7 protein-coding genes and 1 pseudogene are annotated in these 9,417 nt (G+C 57.7%); 1 reads left to right on the forward strand and 7 read right to left on the reverse strand.

Going from position 1 to position 9,417, the window contains the following annotated elements; all coding sequences use genetic code 11:
- The 3 genes from BS629_RS08620 to BS629_RS08635 all read right to left on the reverse strand — a co-directional run.
- A partial coding sequence (locus BS629_RS08620) for a ParB/RepB/Spo0J family partition protein (protein ID WP_158081453.1) occupies nucleotides 1-402 on the reverse strand: 402 nt, incomplete at its 3' end.
- Between the two features lie 526 nt (nucleotides 403-928).
- The gene (locus BS629_RS08630) at nucleotides 929-1,390 is read right to left on the reverse strand and encodes a hypothetical protein (RefSeq protein WP_029875098.1); all 462 of its coding nucleotides are present in this window, start codon (nucleotides 1,388-1,390) and stop codon (nucleotides 929-931) included.
- Nucleotides 1,391-1,393: 3 nt separating this feature from the next.
- Complete coding sequence (locus BS629_RS08635) at nucleotides 1,394-1,747, reverse strand: hypothetical protein (protein WP_029875097.1); 354 nt, start codon at nucleotides 1,745-1,747, stop codon at nucleotides 1,394-1,396.
- A 167-nt stretch (nucleotides 1,748-1,914) separates the two neighbouring features.
- Between BS629_RS08635 and BS629_RS39665 the strand changes: the two are divergent.
- Nucleotides 1,915-2,413: pseudogene (locus tag BS629_RS39665) on the forward strand (ProQ/FINO family protein).
- 1,604 nt (nucleotides 2,414-4,017) lie between these two features.
- Here the strand turns inward: BS629_RS39665 and repC are convergent.
- The 4 genes from repC to BS629_RS08660 all read right to left on the reverse strand — a co-directional run bounded on the left by repC (nucleotide 4,018) and on the right by BS629_RS08660 (nucleotide 9,275).
- The gene (repC, locus tag BS629_RS08645) at nucleotides 4,018-5,232 is read right to left on the reverse strand and encodes a plasmid replication protein RepC (RefSeq protein ID WP_077988105.1); all 1,215 of its coding nucleotides are present in this window, start codon (nucleotides 5,230-5,232) and stop codon (nucleotides 4,018-4,020) included.
- Between the two features lie 154 nt (nucleotides 5,233-5,386).
- Nucleotides 5,387-6,424 (reverse strand): plasmid partitioning protein RepB, encoded by a 1,038-nt coding sequence (gene repB, locus BS629_RS08650; RefSeq protein ID WP_077988106.1) that lies wholly within the window; start codon nucleotides 6,422-6,424, stop codon nucleotides 5,387-5,389.
- Complete coding sequence (repA, locus tag BS629_RS08655; RefSeq protein ID WP_077988107.1) at nucleotides 6,421-7,632, reverse strand: plasmid partitioning protein RepA; 1,212 nt, start codon at nucleotides 7,630-7,632, stop codon at nucleotides 6,421-6,423. Before repA ends, repB begins: the two co-directional genes overlap by 4 nt.
- A gap of 494 nt (nucleotides 7,633-8,126) precedes the next feature.
- Nucleotides 8,127-9,275: a site-specific integrase gene (locus BS629_RS08660; RefSeq protein ID WP_077988108.1), complete on the reverse strand. Its 1,149-nt coding sequence runs from the start codon at nucleotides 9,273-9,275 to the stop codon at nucleotides 8,127-8,129.
- Between the last annotated feature and the right edge of the window lie 142 nt (nucleotides 9,276-9,417).

The raw sequence follows: 9,417 nt of genomic DNA on the forward strand, positions 1-9,417 counted from the left end.
CCGCAAGGTCTGGAAAGCACGGAACTGATCGAGCGGGTGCAGACTGACGCGCTGGACGTTTTCGGCGAGCGAGTCCTCGACCTCGAGGGTTTCGCCTTTGCTGACGATGCAGGGAACACCTGCAGTCTTGGCCAGTCGCTTCTGCGCGACCAGGCGCTCAAGGGCACGATAACGGCGCCCGCCGGCCGGAATGCGATAGATGCCGGTCTCTTTGCCATCGCCGTCGAGCTCCGGACGGACGTTGAGGCTGGTGAGAAGCCCGCGATGGGCGATGTCTTCCGCCAGGTCCTGGATCGAGACGCCTGCCTTGATCTTGCGGACGTTCTGCTGGCTGAGCACCAGCTTGTTGAAGGGAATATCCCGGCCTGCGCTGAGGGTGATTTTCTGAATGGCCTGGGCCATGTCGGTTTCTCCATGACGAACCGGGCGGAGCCTCTCTCCAACCCTCTCAATCCGTCACAGCTTTCCCCTTCCCTCCTCTCCCTCTATCGCCTCCCCACCATGTCCCACCGTCTCTTCGGCAAGCGAAACCTCCCTTGCGGCCAAGACCCGGTAATGCTGCGTCAGGGATCGAAGCCCTTCGGATGAAGACTGGCGCATCCTGGCTTCAGCTTTGCCAACATTGCCGCACCGTCAACCGTGCCCGCGCCTCCAGCTGACTCCTCATGCAGCGCACTGAATGCGAGACCTCCGCTAGCCAGTCTGACATCCATTGCAGCAACGCCGAACGGCAGCACCACGGCCTTGCGGCCCGGGCTGCCTTTCAGTGTGCGAAATCCGTTCTCGCAACTTCTCTATCACCCGAGGATGGGCGCGCGGCATCGTCCCCAGACCTCCTCAGGTTAGCGTTTCCAGACAGGACCTATGTCCGCAATCCATTGATGTTCTTTGTTTGTTCTTCTTCCTGACCAATTCCAGGAAACCGGCGCTATCTTTTTCTCTGGAGCAGAACCCATACTGCGAACGCCTTGCGATCCGATCGCGGCGCCGATGCAAGATCTCTGATTGCCTGCTCACAGTTGTCGATCAGAACGAGGACTTCGGCCCGGACATAACGTGCAAGCGGGTCGTAATCGGCGCGGTGACGTTCTTCCTGCAGGATGACAAACGTATCGGCGAATGAGACAATACGGCCCGGGAAGCCGCGGCTTGCCGCTGCTTTGCAGGAGTTTTTCGCGACACCGTGCTCGAGTGTCCTGTAGACTTGGGCCCATGCAGGTTCACTGCGCGTTTCGCCTGTACCCACGAGTAGATCGGCGCAATCGCGAGCAAGCGCATGAAACAGCGCATAGTACGCTGTACTGACGCCGCGTTTCAGGTCGGACTGGCGTGGACGTTTCGGGCTGGCCTTCGCGAGCCGCCGAGCGGTGGCGATTAAATCATGCGACACGGCTTAGCTTGCGATCTTCTGCTGTTCGTCGAAATGATGCCGAATATGAGGAAACCGCGTCTCTCCAAGGGCGCTCAAAGCTTTTCGCACCTCGGTCGAAAGACCGTAGGTGAGTTTCGAACTGATCGGCTTGTCCGAATAGGCATACTTCACGTCAACGAGCAGGATGGGATCGCCATCGCTGTCTCGATCGGCCCGAATGTCGGCGCCAGAAAACCCCGCCTGGCCGAGCCGGTCACGGAGGACCTTCTCAACGGCCGATTTGGTGGAGTTCGATATGGTCTGTTCGTCGCTCATGTTTGCAATATAGAGGATTCTGCCGGGGACCGCCACTCCCGCAGATACGAGGGCGAGCACATACAAAGCACTCCTGCGCAATCGCGTGTCTTCTGTAGCGAATTGAAGGATGAAGCGCAGCTCGGCCTTGAGATCGGCTTCAACAAATGCATTTCTGCAACATGGACAACTACACTTGGACGATGTGGATCTCAGTCTCGCAATGAAGAAAGAATGGCGTAGAACGTATGACAATCCCTTGGACAGTCAGCCGCGGCCCGATCGTAGCTTCGGAGATAGACATCCAGAAAGCAGACGCCATAGACGCTTTGCTTGTTCGTCCGATCGGGATCCTGCCGGAAAGGCCAGGCGATCTTATCCGATCCTTTGCTATCGGACTCTTTGAGGAAATTCGCCGCCTCTTGAAACCTGGTGTTGGCATGACGACGTTGCGCGGGCGGTTGCCGCCTTCGTCCACTCCAAGCGATATTGTTTCGCGAGTGCCCAGCCCGATTCCGTTCTTCATAATCTGGACGCTAGGCCGCTGGAAGCCCTGAGCGAGGACGATCGCATGACAGCGCAGAACCGTTTTCTAAGGTGAAGCAAAAGGCAACTAGCGGTAAGCGAAACTCAGAGCCGTCGTCACCCTCCACTTCCTCGACGGCAGGCGCGACCACAGCAGAGCAGATCCGTGCGAGTCTTCTCGGCCCCGGAAAAATGCAGCACACGTCGTCCACCGCGCCTTGAGCAAGTCGACCGATTTTGAGCGCGGTGAGGACTCCCGATCGTCGATCGGCTATTTTGAGAACCGGTAGCCTGGTGGCTCGGGAGAGGTGCGGAGCGGGTCATCTTTCTTCAGCCGCGCAGGCCTGACGATATCCTCCTCCCGGTGGCGCGGAACCCGACGGTCCGATCGACGGCCCGTCCGCTGGACGGCGGATACGGCTTGATGACGAAGCGTCAAAAGGACTGCGGTAAACAGATTGGCGACTTACTTGCGTGCGCCACATGGGCCGAATGCTGAAGACCTCACTCCTGCGGAACCGACCGCGCGCGAGACGCAAAAAGGGGCGTATATGGCTCGTATCTCCAGCTCGAGGGGCAAGCTTTTACAGGTGATACATGGCGTAGAGGCGATTGGGTTCTCCTGCCCTATGTCCATCCGGACGATAATCCAGCCAGAAGGCGGTTTCTCAGGGACATTAAGAAGGTGCTTGCCTTCCGGGGAAATGGAGAGGCAAAGCACGCCAAATCGCTTCTTGGGCATCTACGGTCTCGAAAGCGCCAAGCGGCTGGTCGAAATCTACAATCGGCATTTTGCCGGAGGACACAATGCGATTTCGATGTCACTTTACTCTGGGCCGTTATCTCAACGCGCCGTCGCAAGCTCAAGCCACACAGGGCCCTCCCGGCAATGGCGCTCCTCGCTCGAAGAACCATCTAAGGTCGCTTCTTCTTGTCAGATGATGCTGTCGGCTGGGCGACGCCGCACTTCGTCATGATAGATCGCGACAGCCGTGGCGGACTTCTTTCGAAGGCTTTGATGGCCGGATCGCAGTCATGACACTGCCACATCATGGTCCGGCCAATAACCTTTATCCTGACATTCTTGGGTTTCGAGGATTGCGGTTCGCGCTTGCTACGATGGTAGAAGCTCGAAACCGCGTCTCTCCCCTGAGAGAGACCCTCAGCGCAGTTGAACTGAGGGGTATTCGCACCAGAGTCATCGACAATGAACGCTTAAGCCGTGTCTCAGTCACTTGCGAACGTAGCATGGCCTAGGCGACCGACGGTAAGGCCATGCTCGAAGACTATGAGGAACTACCCAGTGGCGGCGAGATTGACCCGCGCCCGAGAGACGCTCCCGCGACGCGTTCATGGACACGAAGGACGATCACGTTACAGTCCCGCAGCCGGCATCTGACGCAGCTTACTCCCTCGAAGCCCACGGACTCGTTGCCGCGCTGCTGAACTCAAACAACCTGCGGGCGACGAAGACCTTTGGTCAACATCTGTGAAAACCGAGTGATTTCAGTGGCTTCATGCGGTTAGTCACGACTAACGACAATGACCTCCCGTTAGCGACGCCTGTTGAGCAATTCCAGCGAATCAACGCAAGCACCTGTTTTCCACGGATACTCTGAAAAACTGAAAGTCAGGCAGTTTGAGTGTTTCAGACCGTGGTAGGGGGTAGAATTCACCCAAGCGTCACACCAGCCAGCACTAAGTATTCCCTCCCCAGAGCTCCCATACGCGACGCTTGTATCGCAGGGTGACGACGGAAATGCCAAGCAGACCAGAAACACTTTTATTTCAGCTTTTTAGCGCCGTTAGTCGCAACTAACGGCAATTTACACTGCCTGCAGGAGCGTGCCTACATTGTTCCGGAGTAGCGCCATGATCACCGGACCGAGAGAAAACTCACCCCGCTCGGCTCGCCGCGTCAGATCCCGCAGATATCCACCTGGGGAATTGATTAGATTTGCGCGCTCAAGAATGCAACCGACCGCCACCGCGGCATTTTCCGGCCCCATGACCTCGCACGCATTTTGGTAAGCAGATGGGCTGATCCCCAGCATCGATCTCACCACGACCGCGGCCGACATGAGGTCTCGCCAGCTACCGACAGCCCCGCCCGGTCCATAGTCGCCCATCTGCTGACAGGCCTTCAGCACCACACCAAGAGAGAAAGCCTTTAGCGGCTCGACCCTTAGCTTGTCGGGTTTGCTCTGCTTCGCGCCCTGCTCTTTTTCAGAGCTAGGTTCAAGTTCACGGATGGATTCGGGATTTGAATTCTGTATGTGCCGCTCAAATTGAGCATCATTGGTGCTACTAATTTGCGAATTCTCCTGATTGTCCAAGCGATTAATGATCTCTTCCCGAAGAAGCTCCATTTCGTCCAGAACGCCCGCTACGTCTCCCATGGCCGGGGAGCGGGGAATGCGGGCAACGAGTTCAACGTAGATCGCTTCAATGGCAACCCAGTCGCCTTCGGCACCCTCCTCCATTGCTGCCGAAATCAGCTTGCGAACGTCGCGCCGGCAGATCGTCAGGTTCTCTTTGGCCTTCCTGAATGCGGAACGCGCGGCAACGACCTTCTGCGCGATGAGAGCCAATTCTTCGGATCGGGCGAGCATTGGTGAGAGATCAAAGCCGAAGGCATTCTCGATTTCACCAGTATTATTCTTGCGCGCGAAGCGTTTGCCGTTGGCGCTGTCTTTCCGAACAATCAGCCCGGCTTCCACCAGCAATGCAAGGTGACGGCGAAGCGTTGCTCCGGCCATGCCATGAGCGCGCAGGATTAATTGTGCGTTCGACGGAAACACCACCAACTGTGCCTCCTGGCGCAGTTCGTTCTCGGGGTAGAAACTCAGCAGCGCGTCGAGCACAGCAAGGCTGCTCGACTGCAGCCCAAGTGCTTCCCTGGCCTCTGAAGCGTCCCGAAAGACCTTCCACTTTTGGACCGATTTTCCCGGCTTGATCTCTCTTGTAGCGACCTGTCGCTTCAGGAGAGCAAGCGTCATTGACCGCCGCCCAAAGGGCGTCGTCACACTTCCTGTTTGCATCGTCTTTCACCTTTCAAAAGGCAAAAGAAATCGGCTCACCAAATCGGTGCCATGACTCTTGACGAATATCCGTGGAAGTGCGATTCTCAGGTTGCTTAGATCTGAAAGAGGTTTCCACGACGGCGACGTTTTGGGGGCCTTTTTCTTTTTCCGCTTAATCTCCGTTGTTCAACTGAGTTCTGTTTCTGGAGCGATGCTCCTCGAAGAGCGTTGGCAAACGCTCCAGGACGAAGGCTGCGAAATCTGGCACCTCGCGCCGATCGATTGACAGGTCCAACTTGGTTTTGCTCTTCGTCACCTGGGCCAAACGTAGCCCCGTGGGCGTTGTCAGGAGATCCGGTAGTCCGCGCTTGGTTGGTGTAGGTTTAAGGCTGGCGACGAGCAACTTGAACCGGTCGGGCGAGGGCAGGGCTTTCGCCTCGGCCGATCGCAGGAAAGTTGAAGCCTGTTCAAGGTCGTTGTCGCCGGTGAGAAGCTCGGCGAGAGCCACCCAACTTTTCAGGCCAATGCCGGGTGCCGAGCCGATTGCATCGACAATTTCCGTGGGGATGCGGGTCACCACCGACAGCATGTTCGAAAGATCGCTTTTGTAGACGGACAACGCTGCCATCACGACATTTCGTGAAAATTGCTCGGTCAGCCGGGAGGCAAATCGCGCCTTTTCTATGAATGTCAGGTCCTGGCGTTCATTGTTCTCCTGACCTTGGGCAATTACGAGCTGCTCGTCAGTCAGTTCCCTAACAACCGCCTTGACGGGCCGGTTGAGTTCCGAGACCGCGCGCAGGCGACGGTGTCCAAATGCGACTTGATAGCGTCCTGGTGCGTGAGGGTGAGGACGCACCAGAATTGGGATCTGCTGGCCTTGTTCGCGGATCGCTTCAACAAGCCCGGCAATATCACCGGGCATGCGGTCCTGAACGAAAGATGGATCGACCGTATCGGTGTCGAGCTCGATGATGGTCTGGCCTTCAGCCAGCCGCTTTTCAATCTCTTCGGCGCGCTCAAACCTCGCTTTACCCTCCGCGAAAGCGCCGCCAACCTGGCTGGTGAGACGCGAAGATGCGGCCGTCGCCCCTTCCGGTGGTGGAGAGCCCATAAGCGGAAGAAAGCTTCGGCTCTTGACCGGTCTTTCAGTCGGCGTGGCAACGGCAGAGATTGGCTTAGGGGTGCGGAGGATATCTTTCCTGCTCATGACTTTCTTCCCCATGCTTTCTTGATCAGCGACTCGATCTCGTCGTTGACGCTGTTCATCGCCTCAAGCGCGCGATCGTAAGTGGCCCGAGTGAATTGGCCTCTCTCCACCTCGAAAAGGGTCTGGTTCGTGAGACCGGCATCGGAAACGGCCGTTGTCTTCAGCATCGGAAAATTCAGAACATTTTCTCCGAAAATCGCCCTGAGATACCCGACCATCTGGTTCTGCGGCCCGTCACTTGGTTCGAAACGCGTCACGAGATAGCGCATCCAGTTATAGTCGAAGCGCGCACCGTGCGATGAGATCTCCCGGAGCAGATCAGATGTCATCGACAAGAACTGGTTCATCGACATCACGTCGAGCATCTGCGGATGCACTGTGATGAGAACGGAGGTGGCTGCGGTTAGGGCGGAGAGGGTGAGGTAGCCCAGTTGCGGCGGGCAGTCGATCACCACGACGTCGTAATTGGGCGCGACTTGGTCAAGCACCTCGCTGATCCGGTGGAAGAACATGGTATCACCGATCTTCCGCTTCATCAGCGCCCGCGGCGTATCGTGTTCGAACTCCATAAGTTCGAGGTTGCCGGGGATCAGATGAAGATCAGGAATGTAGGTCGCGCGAACAATTTCAGCCATTGGGCGAGCGTCGTCGTATCGAATCGCACCATAAAGCGTCTCATTCACGCCGACATCGGTTTCTGGCTGGTTGCCAAAGAGTGTGGACAGACTTGCCTGCGGGTCCAGGTCGATGGCGAGCACGCGGTAGCCGCGAAGCGCGAGATACTGCGCAAGGTGAGCAGTTGTTGTGGTTTTGCCGGACCCGCCCTTGAAATTCATGACCGAGATAACTTGCAACGCTTCATCTTCGCGGCGGTGTGGAAGATAGCGTCGATTGCCACGGCCCACCTGGTCGAGATGCTTGCGGATCTTATGCATGTCTTCGACGGAGTATGACCGGCGGCCAGTCGGACTGGTGCTGACCTGAAGACCTTCCAGCTCGTTCGCGAGTTGACGGAGATAAACCTCTTTCACGCCGACCAGTTTGGCCGCCTCGGCTGGCTGAAACGTGCGGATGCCCTTTTCCGCCGTAGGGGGAAAAGTCGCGAGCTGATGCTCTTGCAGTTGCGCCGACAAGGAACGAGAATGGCGCTCAATCAACCCCATCAAGTCTTCATCTTTTGGCGGTAATTTTGCAGCGATTTTTGGCATCCCCGGACCTGATTTCTTGAAATAGCGCTTTTGAGCGGAATTTCTTAATCACTCCGCTGCTTGCAATAAGCATCGATTCTAACGGGCTGGCAAGCTATTTAGGGTTAACAGAACCTTAATGACGACGGTTGCTCAGGCCAAGAGATCTCAACATTATTATGCAACAACAAGCGTTTATAAGCACCGTAACTCAAGATCCGGTTTTCAACCGTACACTGGAATCTTTGAAAAAAAGGCGGAGGGGACCCCTTTTGCGGTGGCGACCACCCATCTGGCAACTCAGATTAGCATCCTGGCGTGCCGATGATTGAGAATCATCACCGCCGGAGAGGCCATAAAACCGCCGCTACGAGGCTGCAGCGCGATGCATGGCTGCACGGGTTTGCACTGCTGGACCAAACGACCTGGGTCGGGCGTTCTTCGATAGAGGAGCGATGAGTCGGGAATGTCACATTAGTGACTATCGGTAATCTGCGAAAATCCTCCTCCCGCAATCAAAGCATACGTGCAGCCCGTCCGCTGCGACGCGTGGCATTATTGTAGTAGCTCGATGCCTGCTGCACCGACCGATGTCGCGACTGCTCCATCGCCTCGGGCAGGGGGATGCCACGATTAGCGGCCTCGGTCAGGTAACCCGACCGAAGCCCATGCGCGGAAAACTCGCCGCTATCCAACCCAGCCATCACCGCCCGCTGCTTGATGATCGCATTGACCGACTGCGGATCGATCTGGCGCCGCGACACCGTGCCCCATCGCCCGATCGCCCGAAACACGCTGCCGCTGTCGATCTTGGCGGCCACCATCCAGGCATTCAGCGCATCCACCGGCCGACCAGTCAGATAGACAACGTCGTCCTCGTCGCCGCTGGTCGTCTTGGTGCGTCCGAGATGGATGGCGAGAGAGGGGAGGGAAGGGCCATCGTCCCCCGGGATTGGCGGCTCGACGGTCAGCTGCTCGCTGCGCAGGCCGGCGATCTCGCTGCGCCGCCGACCACCGGAGGCAAAGGCAACCATCAGGATTGCACGGTCACGGAGATCGCGCAGACTGTCGGTCGTGCAGGTTGCCAGCAGTTTTGCCAGCACATCGCCGGTGACGGCCTTGGCGCTCTTGCGACGCCGCGTCCGGGGGACGGCGCGAACGGCGAGGCGAATGGCTGATTTGAGGGCAGGGGAGGCGAAGGCGCCGTCAAAACCGCGCCATCTGGTCAGCGTCGACCAGTTCGCCAGCCGCCGGCGCACCGTCGATGGCGCGTGCGGGCCGACGGATTTGAGAAACCCTTGGCTCCTGAGGTTTGCGTCGACGGTGGCCGGCATGCCGTGATCAGGATCGGTCTCGCGGCGCTGTGGATCCCAGAGGTGATGGGCGACGAATTTCAGCAGCAGTGCTTCGGGTGCCGGCCAGGGCAGCGATCGTCCGGTGGCTGCCAGTCCCCAAGCCTCGAGATAAGTGAGATCGGACGTGAGGGCCCGTAGCGTGTTGTCGCCCATGCCCTGGTTGACGAGATGGCGCAGCGTCTCGATGTCCTGGTCGGTAAGCAGCTCGGCGAGTTCGTCGCGGCGCTCGATCGGCAGCACGGCGGCGATCGTGTCGAGCTCTTCCGCGCGCCGCTCGACGGCGGTCAGTGATGTCTTGGGTTTGGCCACGGGCGCTCCAGAAGGACGGTTTCAGCGGCCGCTCAGACCGTGATTGACCCGATTCTTTCTGTGTCGATCAGCTTGATTAAGCAGAATCAATTTCCTTGGAATGATACGGTTTATTACCTGCCAAGATCAGTGGAATCTTTCG

It is taken from the genome of Rhizobium leguminosarum bv. viciae USDA 2370 (genome assembly GCF_002008365.1).
Taxonomy (GTDB): domain Bacteria; phylum Pseudomonadota; class Alphaproteobacteria; order Rhizobiales; family Rhizobiaceae; genus Rhizobium; species Rhizobium leguminosarum.